The organism is Vibrio sp., from assembly GCF_047973365.1.
Taxonomy (GTDB): Bacteria; Pseudomonadota; Gammaproteobacteria; order Enterobacterales; family Vibrionaceae; genus Vibrio.
The window spans coordinates 74571-100975 of the sequence record NZ_JBKEBW010000090.1 but is presented as its reverse complement, the minus strand read 5'-3'; the positions used below and the strand labels follow the sequence as shown (position 1 = coordinate 100975).

General features: G+C 42.9%; 21 protein-coding genes. 13 read left to right on the top strand and 8 right to left on the bottom strand.

The window, feature by feature from the left end:
• Nucleotides 1–47: 47 nt before the first annotated feature.
• Nucleotides 48–665, bottom strand: a complete 618-nt coding sequence (locus tag ACK5MF_RS12305; RefSeq protein ID WP_416922625.1) for a DNA-J related domain-containing protein — start codon at nt 663–665, stop codon at nt 48–50.
• A 338-nt stretch (nt 666–1003) separates the two neighbouring features.
• Here ACK5MF_RS12305 and ACK5MF_RS12300 point away from each other — a divergent pair, with 338 nt between their 5' ends.
• Nucleotides 1004–1612 (top strand): DUF2238 domain-containing protein, encoded by a 609-nt coding sequence (locus ACK5MF_RS12300; RefSeq protein ID WP_416922622.1) that lies wholly within the window; start codon nt 1004–1006, stop codon nt 1610–1612.
• 338 nt (nt 1613–1950) lie between these two features.
• Here ACK5MF_RS12300 and ACK5MF_RS12295 read toward each other — a convergent pair whose 3' ends face one another.
• Together ACK5MF_RS12295 and ACK5MF_RS12290 are read right to left on the bottom strand one after the other, a co-directional pair.
• Nucleotides 1951–2607, bottom strand: coding sequence for an HAD family hydrolase (locus ACK5MF_RS12295; protein ID WP_416922620.1), 657 nt, complete (start codon nt 2605–2607; stop codon nt 1951–1953).
• Between the two features lie 157 nt (nt 2608–2764).
• Nucleotides 2765–3268 (bottom strand): hypothetical protein, encoded by a 504-nt coding sequence (locus tag ACK5MF_RS12290; protein WP_416922618.1) that lies wholly within the window; start codon nt 3266–3268, stop codon nt 2765–2767.
• Nucleotides 3269–3475: 207 nt separating this feature from the next.
• Between ACK5MF_RS12290 and ACK5MF_RS12285 the strand changes: the two genes are divergently transcribed.
• Together ACK5MF_RS12285 and ACK5MF_RS12280 are read left to right on the top strand one after the other, a co-directional pair.
• The gene (locus ACK5MF_RS12285; protein WP_416922616.1) at nt 3476–3955 is read left to right on the top strand and encodes a CreA family protein; all 480 of its coding nucleotides are present in this window, start codon (nt 3476–3478) and stop codon (nt 3953–3955) included.
• Between the two features lie 343 nt (nt 3956–4298).
• On the top strand, nt 4299–6038 hold the full coding sequence (locus ACK5MF_RS12280; protein ID WP_416922614.1) for an EAL domain-containing protein: 1740 nt from the start codon (nt 4299–4301) through the stop codon (nt 6036–6038).
• Nucleotides 6039–6048: 10 nt separating this feature from the next.
• Here the strand turns inward: ACK5MF_RS12280 and ACK5MF_RS12275 are convergent, their stop codons facing one another.
• From ACK5MF_RS12275 to ACK5MF_RS12265, 3 genes are all read right to left on the bottom strand, one after another.
• Nucleotides 6049–8013, bottom strand: coding sequence for an LTA synthase family protein (locus ACK5MF_RS12275; RefSeq protein WP_416922612.1), 1965 nt, complete (start codon nt 8011–8013; stop codon nt 6049–6051).
• Nucleotides 8014–8309: 296 nt separating this feature from the next.
• Nucleotides 8310–9443 carry a glycine cleavage system aminomethyltransferase GcvT gene (gene gcvT, locus ACK5MF_RS12270; RefSeq protein WP_416922610.1) on the bottom strand — a complete coding sequence of 378 codons (1134 nt, stop codon included), beginning with the start codon at nt 9441–9443 and terminating at the stop codon, nt 8310–8312.
• A 278-nt stretch (nt 9444–9721) separates the two neighbouring features.
• Nucleotides 9722–10345: a helix-turn-helix domain-containing protein gene (locus ACK5MF_RS12265; RefSeq protein WP_416922609.1), complete on the bottom strand. Its 624-nt coding sequence runs from the start codon at nt 10343–10345 to the stop codon at nt 9722–9724.
• 416 nt (nt 10346–10761) lie between these two features.
• Between ACK5MF_RS12265 and gcvH the strand changes: the two genes are divergently transcribed.
• Both gcvH and gcvP read left to right on the top strand, forming a co-directional pair.
• A complete protein-coding gene (gene gcvH, locus ACK5MF_RS12260) occupies nt 10762–11142 on the top strand; it encodes a glycine cleavage system protein GcvH (protein WP_416922607.1) in 381 nt (126 codons plus the stop codon).
• Between the two features lie 91 nt (nt 11143–11233).
• Entirely contained in the window at nt 11234–14095 is a 2862-nt protein-coding gene (gcvP, locus tag ACK5MF_RS12255; protein WP_416922605.1) for an aminomethyl-transferring glycine dehydrogenase, read from the top strand.
• 440 nt (nt 14096–14535) lie between these two features.
• Here gcvP and ACK5MF_RS12250 read toward each other — a convergent pair whose 3' ends face one another.
• Complete coding sequence (locus tag ACK5MF_RS12250) at nt 14536–15168, bottom strand: response regulator (RefSeq protein WP_416922603.1); 633 nt, start codon at nt 15166–15168, stop codon at nt 14536–14538.
• Entirely contained in the window at nt 15155–16888 is a 1734-nt protein-coding gene (narQ, locus tag ACK5MF_RS12245; RefSeq protein ID WP_416922601.1) for a nitrate/nitrite two-component system sensor histidine kinase NarQ, read from the bottom strand. The genes ACK5MF_RS12250 and narQ overlap by 14 nt, the downstream gene beginning before the upstream one ends.
• Nucleotides 16889–17213: 325 nt before the next feature.
• On the opposite strand from narQ, the gene napF reads away from it, so the two are divergent.
• The 8 genes from napF (at nt 17214) to ACK5MF_RS12205 (ending at nt 26378) form a co-directional block, all read left to right on the top strand.
• Nucleotides 17214–17696, top strand: a complete 483-nt coding sequence (napF, locus tag ACK5MF_RS12240) for a ferredoxin-type protein NapF (RefSeq protein ID WP_416922600.1) — start codon at nt 17214–17216, stop codon at nt 17694–17696.
• A gap of 15 nt (nt 17697–17711) precedes the next feature.
• Entirely contained in the window at nt 17712–18017 is a 306-nt protein-coding gene (locus ACK5MF_RS12235) for a chaperone NapD (RefSeq protein WP_416922598.1), read from the top strand.
• Complete coding sequence (napA, locus tag ACK5MF_RS12230) at nt 18014–20503, top strand: periplasmic nitrate reductase subunit alpha (protein ID WP_416922596.1); 2490 nt, start codon at nt 18014–18016, stop codon at nt 20501–20503. Before ACK5MF_RS12235 ends, napA begins: the two co-directional genes overlap by 4 nt.
• A gap of 84 nt (nt 20504–20587) precedes the next feature.
• Complete coding sequence (locus ACK5MF_RS12225; RefSeq protein WP_416922594.1) at nt 20588–21049, top strand: nitrate reductase cytochrome c-type subunit; 462 nt, start codon at nt 20588–20590, stop codon at nt 21047–21049.
• Nucleotides 21050–21075: 26 nt separating this feature from the next.
• Nucleotides 21076–21654, top strand: a complete 579-nt coding sequence (locus ACK5MF_RS12220) for a NapC/NirT family cytochrome c (RefSeq protein WP_416922592.1) — start codon at nt 21076–21078, stop codon at nt 21652–21654.
• Nucleotides 21655–21668: 14 nt separating this feature from the next.
• Nucleotides 21669–21803: a TIGR02808 family protein gene (locus tag ACK5MF_RS12215; protein WP_416922590.1), complete on the top strand. Its 135-nt coding sequence runs from the start codon at nt 21669–21671 to the stop codon at nt 21801–21803.
• A 178-nt stretch (nt 21804–21981) separates the two neighbouring features.
• Nucleotides 21982–23277 (top strand): efflux RND transporter periplasmic adaptor subunit, encoded by a 1296-nt coding sequence (locus tag ACK5MF_RS12210; protein WP_416922588.1) that lies wholly within the window; start codon nt 21982–21984, stop codon nt 23275–23277.
• Nucleotides 23274–26378, top strand: a complete 3105-nt coding sequence (locus tag ACK5MF_RS12205) for an efflux RND transporter permease subunit (protein ID WP_416922586.1) — start codon at nt 23274–23276, stop codon at nt 26376–26378. The genes ACK5MF_RS12210 and ACK5MF_RS12205 overlap by 4 nt, the downstream gene beginning before the upstream one ends.
• Nucleotides 26379–26405: the final 27 nt, after the last annotated feature.

Genomic DNA, 26405 nt, shown 5'->3' with positions numbered 1-26405 from the left:
CAAACAGAAACAGCGCGAATAGCGCGCTGTTTCTGTTTTGACGTTTTCTAAGCCTCTTGACGAAGGATATTCCATGCTTCGCACAGAATTCTAAATTTGTCAGCATTGCCGTTATCTCGGTCAGGGTGCCACCTAAGTGCTAGCTTTCGCCATGTTTTACGAATTTCAAAATGCGTAGCATCGTCATTTAACTCAAACAATCTGAGTGCTTGCTGACGATTGAGGTCTTTACTTCCACCAACAAACTTACGATAACGAGTCCAAAACTCATTGAGCAGGCGCTTCACCTCCCCTTCACTCGCTTCATAGTGTTCCCACTGACAATAATACTCACGCAGCGGATCTTCCCTATCAATCGTGTGAGACGCATTACGAAACATCGGCATCAAAATAATGTCCATAGCTTCAACTTGTAGCCATTGCTTTGGATACAACGTCTCTTGCAATTGATATAGCGCATTCATAATAAGAAAATTACGTTTGAACAGATCCTTTTCTGGAGCCTCGTCCAATGTAGGCATCAAATCCAACTCACTTAAATGTGCAGCTAGCTTGTGGACTTTCCACCCCGACGGCTGGCGTTTTAACACTTCCAAAATTGGCCACAATAAAGGATTCTCAACATAGTTTTGAAAGCTTGCGGACAATTGCTGTGCTTCAGTCATAGCGTTTCTCTCATTTTTCCCTTTCATTATTCAAATCTATGTGTGCCTTTTTGTCGAGTAAGAATCGGAGGAAACTATTAACGCTTTGACCTTTATTCAATTTTTTGTCACTAACAGAATGGCAAACTTTAAATGGGATATAATACCGTTCTGGAAAACTTTCTGATCAGTGGATGGGTGTCGATAAACAAACCCTCCGAGCCATGGATGGCTCGGCGGAGCCCCATGGAAGGACATTCTTATAAAAATAAGGGCGTGTTTGTGTTCGATCCCCATTCGCTGTTCCACCAATACCCAATTTGAGTAATGGATCGTTGTTCTATATGTATGTACCCAAAATGAATGTACCCAGAAGCCTATCGCTTTTAAGCGTAGTGTACGCTGCCATTTTTATTTTTTCGGCAATATCGCCTTCATCACGAGCTGTTTGGATAGCTGAAATCATCCCCGCGTTACTCATACTTGGCATTGTATGGTTTGTCTCAATCAAGCAAACCTTGAGCACAACCTCATATATTCTCCTTTTTGTTTGGCTAGCTCTCCATACTATTGGAGCCAAATATACCTTCGCCGAAGTCCCATTTGACTGGTTTAATCATCTTATTGGATCTGAGCGCAATAACTTTGATCGCGTCGCCCACTTTTCGATTGGCTTGTACGCCTATCCCATCGCTGAGCTACTGATTCGAAACAGACTCGCAAAACCATGGTTAGCCATTAGCTATGCCCTGTTTTGTATCATGAGTATCGCTGCGGGCTACGAGATTGTTGAATGGTGGTACGCTGACTTAGCTGGTGGCGACGAAGGAATCGCATTTTTGGGTTCACAGGGAGATATCTGGGATGCTCAAAAAGACATGCTCTGCGATACACTAGGGGCATTAACATCGCTACTGTTATTAACCGTTCAAATCCGTATCAATCCTAAACGCTTGATGAATTTATGAATTGAATCTCAAAAATTGAAAGAATAATGAAATTGCAACATTCACCGACTGTCATTCCGTTTATTCTGGTCAGAAATAAAACAATAGCAACATCAAAATGATAAAAATTTATTCAAAGAGAAGGCATGATGAAAATGATCGAATGCTGCCCGCTTTGTCAAAGCGACGAGTACCTGATATCTGAAAACGGTGAAAAATTTATTTGTGGGAAATGTGGATTTAAAACCCAAGAGCTAAGTAACGTCATTCAGACAATTTTGTCTGAGAGTACAGTATCGACTCCATACATTCATGTATCGGAGAATACCCGTCATTAATCCAACCGATAAAAGGCGAGATTAAACTAAATACAGTGTTAACTGATCTAAACTATCGAGCACGGTTACATTAGGATCAGAGACTCGATTCTGCCAAGTGATAGGAGTAATTTGAAAAGTAGTCACACCGGCATTCAGCCCTGCTTTTATACCTTTATTGGTATCATCTACATAAACACATTCGTCAAGCATAAAGCCCATATTCATCGCACAATAACGAATGAGATCAGGCTCAGGTTTCCAGCTATTGGCTTCGAAAGCAGAAAAAATTTTTCCTGCGAAATAGTGATATAAACCAGCCGATTTTAATACCGATTCAATGCGCTCTTTGGGAGCATTTGATGTGACACAAAATTCTGTATCGCTATCTCGTAACCAATCTAAAAGAGCAATAGCACCACGCATCGGAGTTAACTTCTCCAAAAACAAAGGCTCTAATACTTCACGATATCTCTGCTCCAAGACATCGACATCTGCTGATTTTTCAGCAAGCTGCAAAGTTGAGTGGATAATATCGGCAATCTTACCACCTTCAAAGTTATCAATAATATCTTCAATAGATAACTTTGCCCCAATTTCACCAAACACTTGAACTAAGGCTTCACAACACAAGCGCTCACTATCGACTAGCGTACCTTCGCAATCGAAAATAACGCAGTTCGTTTTTTTGCCAACCATAAATTTTCTCCTTTCCTTGCAGTTTAAATACAAAAAAATCAGGAAAAATGATTCAGTTAACAAATTGAAATGCACTTATGGAGCAAAGTTCATATTTTGTAGCATCGTCACTGTTTAAAACGATGCAGAATATTCCGACCACAGTACCCGCATTATGTTACCGCTCAATATAGAACAAACCCGAGTATTGATTATTGATTAACCACTTCTGGATTACAGCTTGAGCAAATTCGTCAATCGACGCATATGCTGAGTTTTTAACGACAACATCTGAAACCAATAATGTATTATCGTTGTGAGTGACCAGAGCTGCGGCAACAGGCTCGGATTGCTGAAAGCCGACGTATAAAAAACAAGGTTCTGAAAAAATGATTTGAGTAAAAAACTCTAAAAGGTAATTTTGTTCTTGTTCATTTCTCCCACGTGAAGCTTGCAATAGTGAAAACATCACTGTTAAACGATGAAAATCGACCAGATATATCTCATCAACGTTAATTGTAACTTCTGCATGATGTTCAAAACTCATAACTTGGTTGTTTTCACACAGGAATTGATAAACCTCTCTGCCTTTTAAGCTCTCTGGCGTTGGGAATTCAACCTCGACTTGATCAAACAGCCACTGATTTTTCACTTTAACGACGTTTAGATAGTTATCTGTCATGACATCTTCTTCTATTGAAGTGGTTACGTTAATACACATTAAGCCGTATGGAATATGCGAAGGATACTGAGCAATACTCTATGTAACAAGTGTTGATATCTCATCTGTACATCATTCTTGCTTTAATGCCAAACATTTGCTTCTGCATTCGTTTCTAAGTTGGTATATGATGGTTGCCAATACTTGCCAAACGTTATAGGAAAACAAATGAAGAAACTACTGTTGGCAATGGGGCTTTCAGTTCTGTTGATGGGCTGTTCAGACAACGAAGTTGGGGATGTCTCTTTGGGGATCTTTACCTTACAAGATGTAAAAATATCCTCTCTTCATGATGATAAAATTGAAGGTGTAACCTGCCATATAGCTTCTATCGAAGCGAATTTGAGTCTATCAGACCCAAGTGACAGTTCTATTTCTTGTCGACAAACAGGTGAAATTACCCCGGAGATGATCGCATCAATTGACAAAAGTAAATCTGGTGAAGTAGTTTTCAAGCAATCTAAAAGCATCTTCTTTAAGACCATGAAAGTAAGACGAATTTTTGACCCTGAGAATCAAACACTGCTTTATTTGTCATATACAACAAAAGAAACTGATGGTAGCTTCAAGCACAGCTTGTCAACTGTACCACTATGGGGAACTAAAGCCTATAAGACCTTCTCAGAACAAACTTCAGTTCAACAATGATTTAAGATAACGAAAAATAGTTGTAAGAGTCTCTAAAAGAAAATTACCTCATCTTAATGCGGCTTTTTAGCCGCTTTTTTGTCTGTGTTAAGTCAAGTGAGCCTTGACTCTCTTTATACGTGCGCAAGTTATGGACATTCTTGTCATCAAAGTTTGCGCTACTGCACGATTAGCAGTTATGATCATTATCAATATTTGAACCGTGATTCATTTAGCATTAGATTGAAACTTCGTTTAGTTCTATTGCTCTAGTACAAGAGTTTACACAATTTTTGAATCCATCTTTTCTTTCATTCAAGTTGTGCAACATAGTTAAAGCAGTAGTTAGAGTTGGTATGCGGTTATGTCGTTTGTGCAAGATAAGTTGTCCGTGATAGAAAACGTTATTGATGACACGTACTTAAAACGTTTAGTTCATATTTTCGACGTGTTTAAACACGGTGTATTCTATATGGACGAACAATGCTTAATGACGTTTTATAACCCTGAGTTTTATCACCAGTTTGGGTTTGAATCAAAAACCATTGAACTCACTGATTGGTTCGATATAGTGCACCCTCTCGATGCAGCGCTGCTAGATAACCGAATTGATCAGCATATTAGCGAAGGCGGCGATGTCGTGACACAATACCGTCTAAGAAAAGCCAACGGCCAATATATCTGGGTGGAAGGTGTCGCGACAACCAAAACGATATGCGGTCAAAGGTTTATGATTGGTTGCCATCGCGACATTTCAGACCAAAAACTCATGGAGTCTTACCTTCATCAAGCAGCCTTTTTTGATAACGCTACCGGTTTATCAAACCGAACCAAATTGCTGCACGACATTTCAACACTTGCTAAAACGCCACAACTCAATGCAACTTTGCTCTATATTCAAATCGATGATATTAAGACTTACCTAAACCAGTATGGAACCGATATTCTTCAGCAGATCATTGAGCATTTGACTGGGGCACTGCGCGTCCTCCCGGATGATGCTTGCGAACACTATAGAGTTCGTTCAGATGACTTTGCAGTTCTACTCTATGGCAACTATACCACGGGAGAACTTCAGCGCCTTTGCCAAAAAATATTGAAGCAATACGCAGAATCAACTCTTGAGTATGGAAAATTATACGGAGATAAAATCAGTATCGGCGTTTATCCATACATTGATACAGGGTTAGATCCCATTGAATGTTTGAGTATCGCTTCCAGAACATGTCAATTTGCTGGCGAAAATAACCGCTCAAGAATAGAAGTGTACTCAGGCAAAACCCAACACAGTGTTGATAGATTCTTCTTCATAGAAAAAGAACTGAAGAAAGCGCTCCACACTCGTTCTCTCAGTGTTAAGTTCCAACCGATAATCAATGCTACCAATGGTAAAGTGGCAAGCTTCGAAGCGTTAGTTCGGTGGCGTTCCAAAGGTTATGGTGAAATTTATCCTGACGAATTTATTCCAATTGCAGAAAAAAAGGGCTTAATCAATGAACTTGGGTATTTGGTTTTTGGTAAAGCCTGTGAATTTATTAGCCGCTATAACCAATTACATGCCGCAACAATTCGCGTCAATGTCAACGTTTCCGTATTACAGCTATTAGATACCAACTTCCCTTCTAATCTTTACACGTTAGCTGTAAATTCTGCTGTCGAACCTACATCAATCGTCCTGGAACTCACAGAAACTGTCTTGCTGGATGGCAATAAAAATGCACTTAATCAAATTCATATACTCGCCAGTATGGGGTTTGCTCTTTCACTGGATGACTTTGGTTCCGGTTTCAGTTCGATACACAGCTTCTTAGGGTTACCATTAAGCCAAATTAAAGTAGACCGAGTCATGACGACCAAATCTATGACTGATGTAGCTTACGAACAGTATTTGCAGTTTATTACTCAGTTATGCCGATCTAAAAATATTGATATTGTATTTGAAGGCATCGAAAACCAAGCGATGTTCCAGAAATATAAAGATATGGGGGCATCCTACTTTCAAGGGTATTGGTTCTCCAAGCCCTTAACGTTAGCCAGTGCGAGTCGCTATACACTACTTCGAAGTGATGTTATTCCTCAAGCGACTTCAAAGTTAACTGCTTGAGGAACCCCGCTTATTGACCCACAGTGTAGCTTTCCTGAGCAGTATAATAGTTGCTGTCAAATGCTAGGTTGCCCCACATCGCGTTAGCATGCGCTTTTGTAATGATCTCTTCACTAACAGGCGCTGCTACCAATGAATCCTTGCCAGCATCATAAGTATAAGTGGTTATATCCTTCTCAGGCTCAATAACCACCACCTGATTATCCGCCGTCATCCAAGCAAAGTTTTTACCACGCTGCATCATTGCGCGTTGCTTCTCAACAGCTACCTCTTTAGTGAGGTCATGCCCAATCATCGGGTTTTGACTGCTGATCCCTGCTAAAGATAGTAGCGTTGGTAATAAGTCTATTTGGCTTACCAATCGATTATCAAGCTGAGGTTCAATACCGCCACCAAAAATAACCGCTGGAATTTTAAAATGACCAATAGGTACCGGTGATGAGCCTGAACTTCGGGCATCATGATCAGCGATGACAGCAAACACTGTGTTATCCCAATATTTAGATCTCCTGGCTTTTTCTACAAACTCCCCTAACGCAAAGTCAGCATATTTCACTGCATTTTCTACCGTTGCACTCGGTTGGTTATAGGGTTCGATGACATTGTCAGGATAGTCATAAGGGCTATGATTTGAAGAAGAAAATACTAAGCTAAAAAACGGCTGATTCGCTTGTTTCATCATAGTGAACTGTTCGTCCGCTTTGGTATATAAGTCTTGATCAGATGCCCCCCATGAACCGACAAATTTGGGCGCAGCAAAGGTTGGAAAATCTTGCATATCAACAAAACCATTGCCTAAGAAAAAGCTCTTCATATTATCAAAATGACTTTCTCCACCGTATATAAACTGAGTGTGATACTGTTTTGCACGCAATAAATCCGCCACAGTAAAGAAGTTTGTCTGACTTTTGCCTAACTTAACCACTGAACGGGCTGGCGTAGGCGAGAAACCTGTAGTTACGGCTTCTATCCCACGAACAGAACGTGTACCTGTCGCATACATTCTGGTGAATGCCCAACCTTGTTGGATCAGTTTGTCGAGATTTGGCGAAACATCAATACCGCCTAAACTCTTAACATAACGTGCACCATGGCTCTCTAGCAGCAAAATTACAATATTCTTGTTTTGTCCAGTGTAAGAAGCTGTGTGATTAGCAAGCGTTGGTTTCTCAGTATCAACAAATGAGTCGGCAGTAATACTCATTGAACGCCTAATCTGTTCAACAATTTTTTGTTTATCCATTTGGGGATAAAACGCAAATGCACTGGCTTCTGATCCCATTTGCTTGGCTGCAAACATCACTGAATACGATGAGTTGAGCGTCAAGTCGTTGACCAAAGGATCAGCGGCAAATGCCACCATCGCAGGGTTAAGCGGACGATGGTTAAACGTTGACCTAGCTCCCAATACACAAACTGCTACAGCAATTATCGCAACAACTGGTCGCCAGTACCAACGAGGGATTTTTAGTCCACTAACAAGATGTGCAGACCATCTCCAGCCGACAAAAAGAGTAAAAACCGTCACGAACGTGCCGATAAACAGCTCAGGCTTATATCCTGACCAAAGCATACCGAACACCTCTTTTGGATAAATCAGATACTCGATAAAAAGTCGGTTTGGACGTAAATCATACTCAATGATAAAAGCCGGCGTTGCCACTTCCATATAAACAATTAGCCACAAACCGCCCGTAATCCACAACCGAAGTATCCAGCTCCATATACGACCAGCAAGGTGTTCGCCTGACAAAAACGAGGTAAGCAATGCAGGAAGAATAAACAGATAACAAACCGAAGCTATGTCTACACGCAACCCACTTGCAAATACATTCCACCAACCTTGAGCATCAGAGACTCGTTCAAATTGCCAGAGAGATAGACCTAATCGTGAAATACTGAACAATGCGATCATCACTACGGAGGCAGCGGCTAAGGGATAAATAGGTCCCAATATCGACTTATATTGATTCATAATAATTCTCTTTATAATTAGTTATATACGGTCAATCTCATCAATAGAATCTAGCGATCGCGCATGTTAGCACCATGTAAACAAGCCAAATCAAATAAACTATCGAAGCAGATCTCAGTAATAAAAAAGTTAAGGAATTATGTTTGAAGTGATGTGAAAAAAATGTCGTCACGGCTCAGATGACATCTGAACAGTAACGACAGATTAGAATGATGAGGAAATGAGGCTATTAATGAAATTTTCGTCTAAAAATAGCCATAACGAATATGAACAGTGCCCCGCGGTCAGAATTTGACCTAACCACGGTAATACCTTTGCGGTACAAACGGCATTTTCTCGACTAACATTGGCAACATTTTTCCTCGCACTTCTGCAAATACTTCTGTGCCTATAGCAGAGAAATCAGAACGGATGTACGCCATTGACACCGGTTTATCAGCAGTAGGACCGGCAGTACCACTAGTAACGACGCCAATCTGTTGCCCTTCAGCATCGAAAAGTTCCGTTCCTTCGCGTACAGGAGCTTTGGTTTGACCGACTAAACCCACTCGCTTACGAGCAACGTCTTTCGTTGCGAGCTGGTTAAGAATAATGTCTGCACCAGGGAAGCCACCTTCACGAGCGCCACCAGTGCGGCGTACCGGCTGAATTGCCCACAACAAACTTGCTTCTACCGGCGTAGTCGTTGTATCCAAATCGTGACCATATAGACATAAACCGCACTCTAAACGGAGCGAATCACGAGCACCTAGACCGATCCATTCCACTTCTTCAAAGGAAGTTAATTTGCGAGCAAGTGCTTGTGCCTTTTCAGCCGGAACAGAAATTTCGTAGCCATCTTCACCGGTATAACCACTGCGGCTAACAATGCATTCGATATCATCAATACTGACTTGTTGAATATCCATAAACAGCATATCAGCGACAGTAGGTTGCAGACGCGCAAGTACTTCAGCCGCTTTAGGGCCTTGAAGTGCTAATAACGCTCTATCTTCAATGATTTCCAGCTCTACACCGGAAGGTAGGTGTGCATGCAGATGATCAATATCCTGAGATTTACATGCGGCATTAACAACAACGAATAGGTGATCACCCAAATTGGCAACCATCAGATCGTCTAAAATACCGCCCTGATCATTAGTAAAAAATGCATAACGCTGCTTTCCTACTGGTAGATCAACAATATCAACAGGAACTAAGGTTTCTAGCGCTTGTGCTGCACCGTCACCATGCAGGCGAAGCTGCCCCATGTGAGAAACATCAAACAACCCCGCAGCTTGACGGGTATGTAAGTGTTCTTTCTTTACTCCTAGCGAATATTGAACCGGCATATCGTAACCAGCAAAAGGAACCATTTTTGCGCCGACTTCGGTGTGCAAAACGTGTAGAGGTGTTACCAACAGTTCCTGAGTCGCATGTTCTTGAGTCATTTTATTCTCCATTTTGCCAAGCTCTTATCTTCAGAGTTAGCCATCTCAAAAGCAAAAGTTCCATCAAGTGGAAACCAAGTTTCCAATAATAAACAAGAATGCGCCTGTTTTAGCCGTTTAACAAGTTTTAAACAGTGACCAAAGTCTAACTTAACAACTCAATCACATTAGCTATGACCAATAAAAAAGCTGCATTGCGTCTTTAAACATCAATGCGGCGTATTTTTCTTCAAATAAAAGCAAAATGCAAACGTTTGCCTTCACTATAGGAAACTTTTCTATTTTGAAGTAACCCAGAGAATATGAGCATCCTCTTCACTCAGTGACACTAACATATGTCCCATATTGGCATCGTAATAAACGCTATCCCCTTCTTCTAAGCGAACAGGTTCATAAAACTCACTGTAGAACATAACCACACCTTCAAGGATAAGCAGAAACTCTTCACCATCGTGACGAACCCAATCGCCATACTCGTCAAAAGCACGCGCACGGACACGACTTTTAAATGGCATCATTTTTTTATTAGATAGCTGTGTGGCTAACAATTCATGTTCGTAGGTTTGAGTAGGATGTGGTTTTCCGGACGAGTTTTTAGTGATATCTCTTCGCCCTGTAGCAAGAATTTTTTTAGGCGGCTCAAATAGTTGAGGCATATCTATTTGTAGACCATGCGCCAACTTTTGCATTGCCTGAAAAGTCGGAGATATCTGTTCATTTTCTATTTTACTAAGAGTAGAACGAGCTAAACCCGTTCGATTACTTGCCTCTTCTAATGTTATCCCTAACTTAGTGCGAATATCTTTAATGCGTTGCCCAAGCTTCAGTGGTTCGATACTTTGTTCACTTGCTTCTTTGGCAAGTATCATTGATGGGTACTCATCATAAATGTCTTCTGACATGTTTTCCCTCTAATGAATAGCATTCCTGTATTTTGAAAAATCATTGTGGCACAAAGGTGTTGTTTCATTAAAGAGCACACAATTAAATAAAGCGTGCTTTAGGTAACAAAAACCACACCCATGTTTCCTATAGGAAATTTTTCGTTGATTGTTGTCACACCAAAGAGTATGTTACTGGTTTGTTAGTTATGACAGTTATGTTGACTATGCCTATCTTTACTTTTGCTATTTGTTTCAGATATCAAAAGTAAAGCTAGATTTGCAATTTAAGATTTGAAATCGTTGTTGATTAGGTCTATTTAGGAAGTCTGTCGACAACAAAACATTGGATAATGCTTAAACTGATTGAATCGCTTACCTCACAAGCCACATTCAACAGGTAGCAAGAGTTAGAATATTTTTTGGGAGAAATAGCAATGGACAATACACTGAAGTTTACAGAAAGCCATGAATGGGTTCGTGACAACGGCGATGGCACTGTAACTATCGGCATTTCTGAACATGCACAAGAAATGTTGGGTGACGTCGTTTTCGTTGAACTACCAGAAGCAGATACTGAGATTGATGCTGGCGACAGCTTTTCTCTTGTTGAATCAGTTAAAGCAGCTTCTGACATCTACGCACCGGTTTCAGGTGTCGTTATTGAAGTGAACGAAGAACTACAAGACAGCCCAGAACTTATCAACGAAGAACCTTATGAAGGTGGCTGGATTGTTAAAGTAAAAATGTCTGATCCTGCAGAGCTTGAAAATCTTAAAGATGCCGAAGAGTATCTGAGCTCGATCGAAGAAGACTAATTAATACAACAGGAAAGCTGTCCATTTTGGGCAGCTTTTTTTCAAAGCCACGCCAGCGAGTGGGCTCGTGGTTTTAGAAGGTAAAGGGAAAATGACTGAATTACTTCATAGCCTAAGCACACAAAATGAATTTGTTGCTCGACACAATGGTCCTAGTCTCAGCGATCAAGCAAAAATGCTTGAGACCATTAAAGCAGAAAGCTTAAACGCACTTATCGCAGAGACAGTTCCTGCAAGCATTCGTCTCGAATCTCCAATGAATCTTGCTCCGGCAAAAAGTGAAGCAGACATGCTGACTGCAATGCGAGTATTCGCAGAGCAAAACCAGATTAAAAGAACATTCATCGGTCAGGGTTACTACAACACTTTCACACCAAACGTAATCCTACGCAACGTGCTGGAGAATCCAGGCTGGTACACCGCATACACCCCGTATCAACCAGAAATATCGCAAGGTCGCTTAGAGTCATTGTTGAACTACCAGCAAATGGTAATGGACCTCACTGGTATGGATATTGCGAACGCTTCGCTACTTGACGAAGCTACCGCAGCAGCAGAAGCGATGACGCTATGTCAACGCGCGAGTAAAAGTAAAAGCAATGCATTCTTCGTTGCAGATGACGTGCATCCACAAACTATCGAAGTGGTGAAAACTCGCGCTGAGTTCTTTGGTTTTGACGTCATTATTGGCGCAATCGATTGTCTGTCTGAACAGAATGTATTCGGTGCTCTACTTCAATACCCAAGTACAACAGGTGAAGTTCGTGATTTAACCGATATCATCGAAAAAGCGCACGCAAACAAAACATTGGTCACAGTAGCTACTGATCTACTTGCAAGCACATTACTTAAACCTGCTGGTGAAATGGGTGCTGACGTTGTTATCGGCTCAGCTCAACGCTTTGGTGTACCAATGGGTTACGGCGGTCCACACGCGGCATTTATGGCAACTCGCGAAGCTTATAAGCGCACTATGCCTGGCCGTGTCATCGGTGTATCGATTGACAGCAAAGGTAATCAGGCACTTCGCATGGCAATGCAGACTCGTGAACAACATATTCGCCGCGAGAAAGCGACATCGAACATCTGTACTGCTCAGGCTTTGTTAGCAAATATGGCCTCTTTCTACGCGGTATACCATGGAGCAGAAGGCTTATTAAAGATTGCCCGTCGTACTCATCACCTAACGGCAATTTTAGCTGCAGGTTTAACCAAATCGGGTTACGAGTTAGCGCATAACAGCTTCTTCGATACCATTACAATCAACACTGCAAGTAATACCGAAGCGCTCTATCAAAAAGCTCAACAAGCTGACATTAACTTGCGCAAGTTGCCAACACAACTTGGTATCAGCTTAGACGAAACAGCAACGCTAGCCGATATTAACGCTCTGTTCATCATCTTCGACGTAAAAGAAGATATCACTGCAATTTCAAACAGTATCGCTAGCAATGAATTTGCAGCCATTCCAGACAATTGTCGTCGAGCTTCTCAGTATCTGACTCACTCGGTGTTTAACACCTATCACAGTGAAACTCAGATGATGCGTTATTTGAAGAAACTTGAAAATAAAGATTTCTCGCTGACCCATGGCATGATTCCGCTAGGCAGTTGTACCATGAAACTGAATGCTGCGGCTGAGATGATTCCTATCACTTGGCCAGAGTTTGGTGCGCTTCACCCATTCGCACCAAAAGTGCAAGCAGCCGGTTACACAGCTTTAGCTAATGATCTAAAAGAAAAGCTATGTGAAATCACAGGCTACGATGCCTTTTCTCTGCAACCAAACTCAGGCGCTTCTGGTGAATATGCGGGATTACTAGCGATCCAACGTTACCACCAAAGCCGTGGAGATGGTCATCGTAACGTATGTTTGATCCCAAGCTCAGCGCACGGTACTAACCCAGCAAGCGCTGCAATGGTTTCTTTAAAAGTTGTCGTAGTTAAATGTGATGAAAACGGAAACATCGACCTAGTCGATCTTGCAGACAAGATTGAGAAGCATCAAGACAATCTGGCATGCATTATGATCACTTACCCTTCTACACACGGTGTTTATGAAGAGCAAGTGCGTGAAGTTTGCGACATGGTACATGCAGCGGGTGGTCAGGTTTATCTCGATGGTGCAAATATGAACGCTCAAGTGGGTTTAACTTCACCAGGCTTCATTGGGTCTGACGTATCGCACTTGAACCTGCATAAAACATTCTGTATTCCACATGGCGGTGGTGGTCCAGGTATGGGACCGATTGGTGTTAAGTCTCACTTAGCTCCATTCTTGCCAGGTCATATCGAAGGTGGCGTTGACGGTGCAGATTACGCGGTTTCAGCCGCAGATATCGGTAGCGCTTCTATTCTTCCTATCTCATGGGCATACATTGCAATGATGGGTACAGAAGGCTTAACAGAAGCCACCAAGGTAGCGATTCTAAACGCAAACTATGTAATGGAACGTCTGCGCCCTCACTACCCTGTTCTTTACCGAGGTACAAACGGTCGTGTCGCGCATGAATGTATTATCGATATTCGTCCGCTTAAAGAAGAAACAAGTATCAGTGAAGAAGATATCGCGAAGCGTTTAATGGACTACGGTTTCCATGCGCCAACAATGTCATTCCCTGTCGCTGGCACTTTGATGGTTGAGCCAACGGAATCTGAAGATTTAGCCGAGCTAGACCGTTTCTGTGATGCAATGATCGCCATTCGTGAAGAGATCAACCAAGTACACGCTGGTACTTGGCCATTGGCAAATAACCCATTGGTCAATGCTCCACACACCCAAGTCGACCTATCAAGCACCGATTGGGATCACCCATATTCACGTGAGATCGCGTGCTTCCCAAGCAAGCAAACAAAGGACTCGAAATACTGGCCAACAGTAAACCGCGTCGATAACGTGTATGGTGACCGTAATCTGATCTGTTCTTGCCCGAGTATTGACAGCTACGAGTAAATAAATACTCTATCTCATTAGTTGTAATTTGGACTAAATAGCAAAAGCCGCCTATAAGGCGGCTCTTTTTTATCCGTTTTTTATCGCTGAGCTACCAGGCATTTAGCATCCAGGTCACTTTTTTCTGGCTTTGAATATAATCGTTTATCAACGAGACTGAGCCTTTGTTCTTTACCTTTACGCTTTTACTCTGTTGCCCAAGGTGTTGACCAATAAGCGAGCTAATGTTTGCGACTAATAAATTCATACAACCACCCTTTTATCTCTTTTAGTAAGTTTGTCTTTTCGTTACCAAGATAATATGGGCAGATTGGATTAAAAGAAAATCGCAAATAACCATTAATTCAATAGGGATAATCTATTAAATTATGCGGCAAGAAATATGGTTGAAATACATCGTTGTATCGATTCGCCTTCATTTTTATCTTAATTCTCTTTTGCTATCTCAATTCACCATAGCGTTCGAGATAAAGCACTGTCGCAGCAGTACGTGAAGGTACAGCCAGCTTCTTCAGCAGGCTCTTCATGTGCACTTTCACTGTCGCTTCAGAGATAAAAAGGTTATCGGCAATCTGTTTGTTACGATACCCCTTGGCAACTTCCCCAAGTATCTGCGATTCACGTTCGGTTAAAGAATCAAATACATCAGAGTAGTGTTTACGTTCACGAAGATATTTAGCCACCACGCTGCTGTATACCTTTTCACCTAAGGCGGCTTGCTTTAGAAGTTCAACCAATTCATCCGGCTCGGTATCTTTTAACAGATAACCATCTGCTCCAGCTTTCACTAACGCTTCAATATCTGCCGCACTATCTGAGACGGTAAGAATAACGATGGTTGAACTGCATCCATCGGTACGCAAAGCTTGCAGAGTATCTAAACCAGACATGCCTTTCATATTTAAATCGAGCAGAATTAAATCCGGTTCTTCCGCGTGTGCTAAAGCCACAGCTTCAGTACCGTTGCTCGCTTCAGCAATGACATCAAATTCATCTTCTAGGCTTAGTAATTGATTAATGCCTCTACGAATTAGCGGGTGGTCATCGACCAACATTACTTTAATCTTCGTCAACGTTAATGTCCTTAGACTGTTTAAATTTTAAAGTTATTCTGCAACCAGAATTGGCAGCAGAATCCACTGTCAATTCTCCGTGTAAGCGGGCTGCGCGCTCCTGCATTATGCTTAAACCATAGTGGTTGAGTTTTGCATCCTGTTTGTCAAAGCCGACACCATCGTCTTCCACAATAACAATGATATCGTCACTAACTTCTTTACACTCAACACCAATTTTCGCTGCATCGGCATGTTTAATCGCATTGATTACGGCTTCTCGGATCAACTGCATCAAATGTACCTGTTGGTGCGCATCCAAATCCAACGACGAAAGGTTATTCGTAAGCTCAATCGTCGCACTAGTGTGCTCTTTTAACTGGTTGAGCATCTCTAGCAAAGCACGGCCAAAACTGCCTTCTTTGATGGTTAATCGGAACGTGGTCAGTAACTCTCTTAATTGAGTATAGGCACCTGATAATCCATTATCGATATCTTTGATGATTTCTTCTGTCTTGCCACTTTGCGGTGACTGTTCAAGTTTGTTCATCGACCGCTTAAGTAAAGAGACCTGAATCTTTAAGTAAGAAAGCGATTGAGCTAAAGAATCATGCAACTCTCGCGCAATCGTGGCGCGTTCTTCCATTAACAGCAGTTGTTCTGCCTGCTTTTGCGCTTTGTTAAAATACACCGCGCGCGCCAACATCTGCACAAAACTATCAATCAGCGCTTTATCTGGACAAGGTAGCTTCGCACGCCAGTACAATCTACCAAGCGGTTGTCCATCGACCATCAATGGCTGTTCATGGCAGTCGTTATTGCAATCCTTATCGCAATAACCCTCTGTTAACACAATATCTTTACCCGCTTCTTCATCTATTTCCAAGCGAACAGCTTCAATACCTTCAACACTAACGATTTGTTTCAGCAAAGCCTGAAAGTTCTCTTGGCTAATACGTGAAGCCGTGAGCTGTTGAGATGATTCATACAACACCTGCAGTGATTGATTGGCATGCTGAAGCTTATGGGTTTTCTCATTTACTGCATTTTCAAGGCCGTGATACAGCTTTCCTAGCTCATTGGCCATATCGTTGAAGGTGCGAGTCAATATCGCCATCTCACTACGACTGGTGACTTTCAGTTGCACATTAAAAGAGCGGTTTTGCACCTGCTCGCTTGCAATAACCAAGTTTCGCAGCGGGCCAACAACTTCTCTATGGATATAGATGATGACCAATGCCGAAACCAAAAATACACCTCCAAGACCTAAGCCCCCCACCCAAGCAAGCTTAATTAATTTACCTTCTGAAAACTGCTGTAACTTGTAAACAAACACATCGATTTGATGTACGAAACCAGCAACAAGTTCTAAATATTCAGCACGTTGGTCACTTTTCAATAAATCTTTAAGCTGAAGCCAACGGGTGGTGATATCGTGGTAATCTTGCTGAATGTCAGCGGGCACTGTCCATTGTCTTAACGCTTGCATCGACGGTGAAAACAGTGAGCGTTCGAAACTTTCTATATGGCTGGTATAATCCATCGAGGAACTTTGAATATCATGAGCTAAACGGTAACTCTGCATACGCATGGAGCCCGATACGTTAACCGCTTCAGCATCATTGAGAGATGAAGCTAACGTTATGATAGCAAAGCCAATTGTTGCAAAGGACAACATAATAATGCAGAACATTGCTTTGGCGATGGTGCCAATCAGTGATCTTTCAACTTTCTTAGCCAATCTGGTGCATTTCCTTCATTTCGATGCTTGTCATCTTTGTTAAATTCTGAATCACAGCCAAACACATAACAATATGTGATCACTCTCGCTGAAAATAATTGATCTAAAACAACGGATACCCCCAATTACCCCCTTATGGGTATTTAAGAAAATAGCCTGAAAACTACAATTTTCATATGGATAAGTGGAAATTGTGGCTTAACAATAGCCTGTGAGTTAACAACAGTCTGTGGCTTAACAGCGGTCTGTGGTTTAAAAACGGTCTGTGGCTTAAAAGGCATGAGCTACAATTTATCTATCGCTTACGAATAATAAGGTGATTGTAGTGGTCGATTTAGCCAGACGTCGATTGTTCTTACGTAAAACTGTTGAAGACTCAGCAATAATAATGCCTTGGGTTAAATCTGCAGGTACTTTTACCGACGAATGTACACGTTGCGGCAAATGCGTCTCGGTTTGCGAAACCAGCGTCATCATCAACGGTGATGGCGGTTTTCCAACCGTCGATTTTAGCCGAGGCGAATGCACCTTTTGCTATCAATGTGCCGATGTTTGTCCGGAACCGATTTTCCTGCCACAGTCCAGTTCACCTTGGCAAATTAAAGCTGATATCAAAAAAAATTGTTTGGCTTATCAGAATGTTGAATGTCGTAGCTGTGGCGAAATATGCGACACAATGGCGATTCAGTTTAAGTTGCAACTTAATAGAGTTGCACAACCAGTTATCAATATTGATGACTGCAGTGGTTGCGGTGCATGTGTTTCAGTGTGCCCAACAGCATCTATCCATGTGAGCAATACAATATAAGAATGAGAGTAATGTATGTCACTGAATGAAGTGCACATTTCAAGTTTGGTGGTTCATGTGCTCCCGCAGCACGTCGAATCAATAACGGCTCAGATCGAAGAATTCGACAATGCAGAAGTCTTTGGTTCTAGCCCTGAAGGCAAAATTGTGGTGGTTCTCGAAACTGAGAATCAAGGTTTTATTACCGACACGATTGATGCCATCAACAATTTACCTAACGTGCTCAGCGCTGTTTTGGTTTATCACCAAATCGAAACCGGTTTAGAGCAGTTGGGCGAAGACACTGGAATTCAACAATCCCAAACAGAGGATGAAGTATGAAAATGACGAGACGAGCGTTTGTGAAAGCAAACGCGGCAGCATCAGCTGCAGCCATCGCGGGTGTGACATTACCAGCTTCGGCTGCCAATCTGATTGCTAGCACTGATCAAACCAAAATTACCTGGGACAAAGCGCCTTGTCGTTTCTGTGGTACTGGCTGCTCAGTTTTAATCGGTACACAAAATGGTCGTATTGTGGCGACTCAAGGTGACCCTGAAGCACCCGTCAACAAAGGTCTGAACTGCATCAAAGGCTATTTCCTTTCGAAAATCATGTACGGCAAAGACCGTCTTACTCAGCCTCTTCTTCGTATGCGCAATGGCGAATACGCAAAAGATGGCGATTTCACAGCCATTTCTTGGGACCAAGCCTTTGATATTATGGCGGAGAAGTGGAAAGCGTCTCTTGCTAAGAAAGGCCCGACGAGTATCGGTATGTTTGGTTCTGGTCAATGGACCATTATGGAAGGTTACGCTGCATCCAAAATGATGAAAGCTGGCTTCCGCTCAAATAATATCGACCCGAACGCCCGTCACTGTATGGCATCAGCAGTAGTGGGGTTCATGCGTACATTTGGTATTGATGAGCCAATGGGTTGTTATGATGACTTAGAATATGCGGATTCATTCGTGCTTTGGGGTTCGAACATGGCCGAAATGCACCCTATTCTTTGGAGCCGTCTGACTGACCGCCGTTTAAGTCAACAGCACGTTAAAGTAAACGTACTGTCTACTTATTACCACCGTTCATTTGAGCTGGCTGATCACGGTTACATTTTCCACCCACAATCTGACCTAGCAATCGCCAACTTTATCGCTAACTACATCATTCAGAATGATGCAGTAAACTGGGATTTTGTTAACAAACACACCCATTTCAAGCAAGCTGTGACTGATATCGGCTACGGTCTGCGTGATGAGCACCCGCTACAGAAAAAAGCAAAAAATGCCAATGATGGTGCAATGAGCAGCATCTCTTTTGAAGAGTACAAAAAATCAGTCGCGCCATATACGGCAGCGAAAGCGGCTGAACTGTCAGGCGTGAGCGAAGAGAAACTGATCACACTTGCCAAACAGTACGCAGATCCAAATACCAAGGTAATGTCGCTTTGGACTATGGGGATGAACCAACATACCCGCGGTGTATGGATGCAAAGCCTTGTGTATAACTTACACTTGCTCACCGGTAAAATTTCCACTCCGGGCAACAGTCCATTTTCACTAACAGGTCAGCCATCGGCTTGTGGTACTGCACGTGAAGTGGGTACCTTTGCTCACCGTCTGCCTGCAGACATGGTGGTTGCAAACCCTAAACACCGTGAAATTGCCGAGAAAGTTTGGAAACTACCTGAAGGCACCATTCCGCCAAAACCTGGTTTCCACGCAGTTCTTCAAGACCGTATGCTCAATGACGGAGTACTGAACTGCTACTGGGTTCAATGTAACAACAACATGCAAGCCGGTCCAAACATCAACGGTGAACGTTTACCGGGTTACCGTAACCCCGAAAACTTCATCGTAGTTTCTGACCCATACCCAACAGTAACAGCGCAAGCGGCTGACTTGATTCTTCCAACAGCAATGTGGGTAGAGAAAGAAGGTGCTTACGGTAACGCAGAGCGTCGTACTCAATCTTGGTACCAACAAGTAGGTACAGTTGGCGAAGCGAAATCTGACTTATGGCAAGTGATGGAATTTTCTAAACGCTTCAAGATGGAAGAAGTTTGGCCAGAAGAACTACTAGCGAAAATGCCTGAATACCGTGGTAAAACCATGTTTGACGTACTGTTCAAAAATGGTCAAATCGACAAATTCCCAGTAACTGAAGCTCGCGAGTTGAACGACGATGCCCACCACTTTGGCTTCTACGTACAAAAAGGGCTCTTTGAAGAATATGCCACTTTCGGCCGAGGGCACGGGCATGACTTAGCACCATTTGAAATGTACCATCAAACTCGAGGTCTACGTTGGCCGTTTGTGAATGGTAAAGAAACCCAATGGCGCTTTAAAGAAGGTTCAGATCCATATGCGAAGAAAGGCTCTGGCTGGGACTTCTACGGTAAACCAGACGGTAAAGCTTGGATTATCTCAGCTCCATATGAAGCGCCACCGGAAATGCCAGATGCAGAATACGATTTGTGGCTATGTACTGGTCGTGTTCTTGAACATTGGCACACAGGTAGCATGACTCGCCGTGTACCTGAACTCTACAAAGCCTTCCCTGATGCTGTGTGTTTCATGCATCATGAAGATGCTGTCGCACGAGGTCTACGCCGTGGTGATGAGGTGGTTATTGCTAACAAACGCGGTGAAGTTAGAGCGCGTGTAGAAACCCGTGGTCGTAACAAGCCGCCAAAAGGCTTGGTATTCGTGCCATTCTTTGATGCTCGCATTCTGATCAACAAATTGATCCTAGATGCTACCGACCCGCTTTCAAAACAAACGGACTTCAAGAAATGTCCAGTTAAAATCACGAAAGTGGCATAAGTATAAAATGCATGTAAAGGCTGCCCCAATTGATCCCTCGGGCAGCCTCATTAAAGAATTTAGCCATTAGGCGGAGAATGTAATATGAAAAAATTACTGGTTGCACTGTTATCAGTTGGTGCTGTTTTATCGGGAGCCGTCTTTGCGCAAGCTGAGTTGGATCTTCTTGGCGGCACGGGTGGTTTAGAATCATTACGTGGTTCTAGCCTTCTTGAAGAAACGCGAAACGCAGATGAAATGAAGAAAATTCCTCGCGAACAATCTTTAGAGACAGATTACGTTTATCAACCACCTTTGATTCCACACTCAATTCGTAACTACGAAGTCACTAAAGATGCGAATAAGTGTTTGTCTTGTCACAGTTGGAAAAACGCCAAAGACATGGCGGCAACAAAAATTAGCGTAACACACTTCTTAAATCGTGAAGATGCCGTGCTTGCTGATGTATCACCTCGACGTTATTTCTGTTTGCAATGTCACGTTCCTCAAGCGGACGCTCAACCTTTGGTTGAAAATGACTTTAAACGTGTCGAATCACTTCGCTAGGCAAACCACACAATAAGAGGCGATTTATGAAACTACTTAAAGCGTTTTGGAGTAAGTTAACAAGGCCAAGTAAAGCTGCTGCTGGCGTTGTCTTATTCTTGGGGTTTGCCGGTGGCTTGCTATTCTGGGGCGCATTTAACACGGGTATGGAGATGACCAACACAGAAGAGTTCTGTTCTGGTTGTCACGCTCCTATCGTGGCAGAAATCCAAGAAACGGTTCACTACTCTAACCGTTCAGGCGTGCGTGCAATTTGTTCTGACTGTCACGTCCCACACGAATGGACAGATAAAATCGTTCGTAAAGTTCAGGCATCTAAAGAGCTGTTTGCACATTACGTACTGAAAACTATCGATACTCCAGAAAAATTCAAAGAGCGCCGCGCGCACTTAGCAGAGCGTGAATGGGCGAGGATGAAAAAGAACGACTCGCTTGAATGTCGTAACTGTCACCAATTTGAATTTATGGATTTCTCAGAGCAAGGTGAACGTAGTGTTCAACAACACTCTACTGCCCTAGCGTCTGGTGAGAAAACCTGTGTTGACTGCCACAAAGGTATCGCACACAACCTACCAGATATGCACGGCGTAGAAGGCTGGCAATAACAAGGAGCAGAGAAATGAGTACACTTGAATCCATTATCTGGCATGTCCTTGGTTACAGCGCAATGCCAGTCATTATCCTCGGTGGATTTGTTGGCATTGCTGCCATTTCCATTGGCATACTGTCACTGACCAAAGATAAAGAGTCGTAAGCGTAAGTTATTGCTGACGATTGTTTACTTAACTTTACTCAAATCCGGTGCCTAGCGCCGGATTTTTTATTTAAGTTAAAGCTAAATTAACGATATACAATGAATTGGGAGCAATCGCCAATTTATTCCTCCACTTTTAAATTAGCTTTTACTTACATAAGATTTAGGGATAGTGACCATGGCTAACTACAGTTGGATTCAACGATTACTTATTGTTCCGCCACTCGTGTTGGGCGGTATTGTTCTGTTTGTCGCACCCAGTATGAAAGCCGAACCACCAAAAACCGAACAAGCGGGTGGATCTAAAGTTGTACGGGTGATGAAGGTCAAACCGCTCGCCATTCAACCTAGCGCCGTTGGATACGGCTATACCCAACCAGCTCAAGAGTGGCAAGCTCAGGCAGAAGTTGAAGGTCGGGTGATCTGGGTGTCAGATAACTTTAAAAATGGTGCCTTCATTGCCAAGGGAGAATCGTTACTAAAGCTTGACGACTCCGCTTATCAACTCGCCATTACTAAACTCAATGCCGAGTTAGATGTCTCTAAACTCAAGTATCAGACTATAGGCGTAAGCTATTCGATTGCTGAGCAAGATTACAAGCTGCAAAAAGAAGAGTATGAACGTAGCGAACGCTTAGCCAAAACCGGTCATCTTTCTCAGACTGAAAAAGACAAAGCCAAACGGGATCTACTTAGCAAACAACAGTTGCTGCAAAACCTGAAAAATGAACAAGCGATTACGATTGCTGAACAACAAGTATTAAATGCTGAGCTGGAAATTGCTCGGCGTGACCTTAGCCATACTGAAGTTAAAGCGCCTTACGATATTCGCATCACCGCAACCAACATTGATGTCGAAGAATATGTAAACAAAGGACAAGCCCTACTCCAGTCAGATGGAATGGCAGCGGTCGAAGTGCTTGCCCAGTATTCGATTGGTAAGATGAGACCATTACGTCGCGCGACTCAGGTACAGAGCTTCGACAATGCACTTCACAGTGATTTGCAAGCCACCGTCACTCTCACCACTGGTGAAAAGCAGATTCACTGGCAAGGAATGGTAGACCGAAGCGGCGGCACGATAGACCCACAAACACAAAGCCAAACGTTGATTGTTCGTGTAGACGAACCCTATCAACAAGCGCAACCGGGCAAAAAGCCACCTTTGATTCGCGATACTTTTGTCAAAGTCACGCTAAAGGCACCACAACTTGAAAATCAGCTCATCGTTCCTATCAATTCTCTACATAACGGCAATGTTTATGTTGTGAAAGACAACAAACTTGTCATTCAACCAATAGAAGTGGATTTTACTCAAGGTCAAATTGCAATTCTGAAATCCGGTGTCAGTGAAGGAGACACCGTGGTTGTAAGTCAATTGCAGCCTGCTGTAGAAGGAATGACATTGAAACCACAGCCCGATAAAGCCATGGTTCAATGGGTCAGCCAGCAAGCAAAGGGAGATGAATTATGATCGCCTACTTTGCTCAGCACAAAACGGCGGCCAACGTGTTGATGATTGCGATTTTGCTACTGGGGATATATGCCCTGCCTAAAATGCAAAAAGATACGTTTCCTTTAGCGCCAACCACCAATATTGAAGTGAAGGTCAGCTATCCGGGAGCCTCCCCCAAAGAGGTGGCGGATGAGGTTTGTATTCCTCTTCAGGACGCAATGGACAAGCTAGATGGAATTTATGAGTTCACTTGTGATGCACGAGAAAACGTCGCCATTGGCAATGTGGAAATCAACCGCAACGAGAACATTGATGTTCTCACCAGCGAAGTTCAACAACAGGTCAATGCCATTAGTGATTTTCCTGATCGCGCAGAGCGCCCAACCGTGACTAAACTCGACCGTGTAGCCTCCGTCGTTAGCATCGCGATTACCGGCCCTATGTCTGATCAAGATCTCTACTGGTACGCAAACAAGATTAAGCAGAACTTGAAAGCGAACCCAGATATCGCACAAGTGACTATCAGTGGATTTTCGGCGCAGGAAATTGAAGTCTCCATTGCGAGTGAAACCTTACAGCAATACGACTTGAGCATCTCTGATTTGGCAAACCGAATCCAACAAGAGAACATCAGCATTCCAGCAGGCACAATGAGAAGTGATCTGTCTGAATCAAGCATTCGTTTTGACCAGCTTGCTAAACATGTCGACGACATCGGTGCTTTGATGATCAACAGCACCACTCAACTACGTTTAAAAGACATCGCAACCATAGAGCAAAAGTTTGCCCTTGAAGAAGATAAGATTCTGTTTAACGGACAAAGAGCGGCGTTACTGCAAATCTCAAAGAACCAAAATCAGGATACGCTTAAAGTGCGTGAAGTTGTTGAGCGTCTTATCGACAAAGAACGCGCGTTGGCTCCACAAGGTGTTAAACTCACCATTACACAAGATGTGAGCGTCAATATTAAAGAACGTTTGCGTATTCTAGGCAGCAACGGCGTGCAAGGTTTGATCCTTGCATTCTTAGCGTTATGGGCATTCTTCAATATCCGCTTTAGCTTCTGGGTAACAGTCGGTCTTCCCGTCTCTTTTCTCGGCACACTGTTTATCATGCTCATTCTCGGATACACCATTAACATGATGACCATGGTTGGGCTAATTGTCGCTATCGGTATCCTGATGGATGACTCATTGATCATTGCTGAAAACATCGCGGCAAAACGTGAAGCAGGGCTTCCTGCGATTCAAGCTGCAATAGAAGGTACCAAACAAGTGCTGCCGGGGGTAATTGCATCCTTTGCAACCACCATCATGGTCGTTGGCCCGTTGATGTTTTTAACTGGAAACCTGGGTGACATACTCCGTTATATTCCGATTGTGTTAATGATGACGCTCATCGTGAGCCTATTCGAAGCCATGTTTATATTGCCTTCTCATCTGGCGCATCATCCTGATATCTCTAACAGCAATACCATACGCAGTAAAATTACTGCCGGATTTGAGTATGTACGCGACAAAGGCTTTGTGCCCTTATCTGTCATGGCAATGCGGGCGCCATACCTTAGCATTGGTATTTTAATCTTTGTGGTTGCTGCAACCACAGCCACTTTCCCTGCTGGGTTACTTAAATTCAAAGCAATGCCAACCCTTGAAAGCGATACTCTACAAGCTCGAATACTGCTCGACCAAGGCAGTTTGTTGTCACAAACAGAAACTGTAGTGAACAAAGTCGAAAACGCGTTAAAAGAGATAGATGAAGAATATCAAGAGAAGTTTGGTGAGCCATTAGTCAACAGTATTACCGTTATGTATAACACCAATATTGATGCCTTTGATTCTGGTCCGCATATGGCTACTGTAAGTGCTGACTTGCTTCCCGCTCAGTTTCGTCAAGAAAGCATCAAAGGCCTTATTCAAAGTTGGAAAAGCAAAGTTGGTCCAACCGCAGATGTCATCGCACTCAAGTTTACAGACAAAGAACGTGGCGTTGCCGGTATCGGTATTGATATCCGAGTTCAGGGCAACGACCCACAAGAACTCTATGCGGTGAACTTAGCTTTGATGAAATGGCTCAAACAGTTCGACGGTGTTTTCAATCTTTCTTCCGATTTGCGATATGGGCGCGATGACATCCAAGTCGCACTCAAAGACCAAGCGGGAGTACTCGGCGTGACAGCCGCGCAAGTCGCCCAAACATTGAGAAATGCCGTGAAAGGTAACAATGACCTTACGGTGTTCCAAGACGGAGAAATCGTTGATATACGGGTTCGTCAAAGTGATTTTCTTCATCAAGCAACCATAGCAGAACTGAATGATCTGCTTATTACCGCCAATAATGGCAAGCTGATCCCGTTGATGGTTGTCGCTGATTTAACTCAGTCTAAAGCCTTCTCTCGTCTTAACTTAGTTAACGGTATTCCAACGGCCACAATTCAAGGCAATATCAACACCCAAGTCGCCAATGCACGTGAAATCATGCTGCAGTTTTATAAAGACTTTGTACCTAAAATGGCGCAGAAATACCCAGAAGTCAGTTTTGCTTCTCAGGGACAAGATAAAGAGAGTGCAAACACAGGTTCATCACTACTCACTTATTTTGCTCTGGGCATTATTGGTGTCTATTTGATTTTGGCATTTCTATTTAAAAGTTTTGTTCAGCCTTTCGCGGTTTTGCTTGCCATTCCGATGGCTTGGATTGGCGTCGTATGGGGGCACTTAGGATTGGGAATAGATTTGACGATTCCGAGTCTGGTTGGTTTTGCCACCCTTGCGGGTATTGTGGTTAACGACAATATTTTGTTGGTCACTTTTATTAAAGACAAAGTCGCAGAAGGTGAAGAACTTCACCAAGCCTGCAAGTTGGCCATTCACGATCGATTCCGAGCAATATTGATTACGTCACTCACCACGTTTGCAGGTTTACTCCCTTTGCTGACTGAAACCAGCACTCAGGCACAGTTCCTAATTCCGCTAATTGCCAGTATTGCCTTTGGTCTGGTGAGTGCCACATTGCTTGCCGCTGTAGTGGTCTCTTGTGTGCTGCTGATTTTGCATGATATTAACCCCAAATTTTGCGGCAGTGATTTGGCATTAGAAAACCCAGAGCACGCGATATAGCGTGCTCAATCAAACGTTAACGTTGAG